The organism is Neoroseomonas rubea, from assembly GCF_016106015.1.
In the GTDB taxonomy this organism is placed as follows: domain Bacteria; phylum Pseudomonadota; class Alphaproteobacteria; order Acetobacterales; family Acetobacteraceae; genus Neoroseomonas; species Neoroseomonas rubea.
This window is the reverse complement of record NZ_JACADQ010000704.1, coordinates 1-753: the sequence shown is the minus strand read 5'-3', so window position 1 is coordinate 753 and position 753 is coordinate 1. Positions and strand designations below refer to the sequence as shown.

Genomic DNA, 753 nt, shown 5'->3' with positions numbered 1-753 from the left:
GCCGATGACGGCGCCGCTGCGCCGCCGCGGCCCGCGCCCCCTGCCGCTGCATCTGGGCCTGGCGGGCATGCGGGCGGCGGCAGCGACGCAGAGTCTCGGCGCGGTGCCGGGCCTGGCCGCGATGCCATGGCCGAACGGCTTGCCGAACTGGAACGGCGCCTGGCCGATCTCGAAGGCGGGGCAGGCGGAACGGGCAAGGATCCTCGGCGACCTCGCCGCCGCCGGCCATCCGCCTGAGGCGCTGGCCGGCGCAGTCCTGCGCCGCCTCGCCCGCGCCGACCGCGCGCTGATCGCCGGCATGGCCGCCTATCGCCGCCATCCCTGGCGGCGGGAATTGCCCGACCCCCCCGCGATCTGGGCCGAGGGCGGGACGCGGCTGCTCGACCATGGCGGGGAGGGGCCGGCGGTGATGTTCGTCCCGTCGCTGGTCAACCGCGCCCATGTGCTGGACCTGACGCCGGAGGCCTCGCTGATGCGCTGGCTCCCCGGGCAGGGGTTCCGCACCCTGCTGCTCGACTGGGGCTGGCCGGGGGAAGCGGAGCGCCACTTCACCCTGACCGACTACGTGGCCGGGCGGCTGGAACGCGCGCTGATGGCCGCGCCCGGCCCGGTTGTCCTGGCGGGCTACTGCATGGGCGGGCTGCTCGCGCTCGCCGCCGCGCTGCGCCGGCCGGACCGGGTCCGCGCGCTGGCGCTGCTGGCGACGCCGTGGGATTTCCACGCGGGACCGGACGGGCCGCGCCGCGCGCGCAC

General features: G+C 77.7%; 1 protein-coding gene. It reads left to right on the top strand.

Going from position 1 to position 753, the window contains the following annotated elements:
• Positions 1-753: alpha/beta fold hydrolase (locus HW577_RS25950; protein WP_408639562.1), on the top strand; the 753-nt coding region annotated here is incomplete at both ends.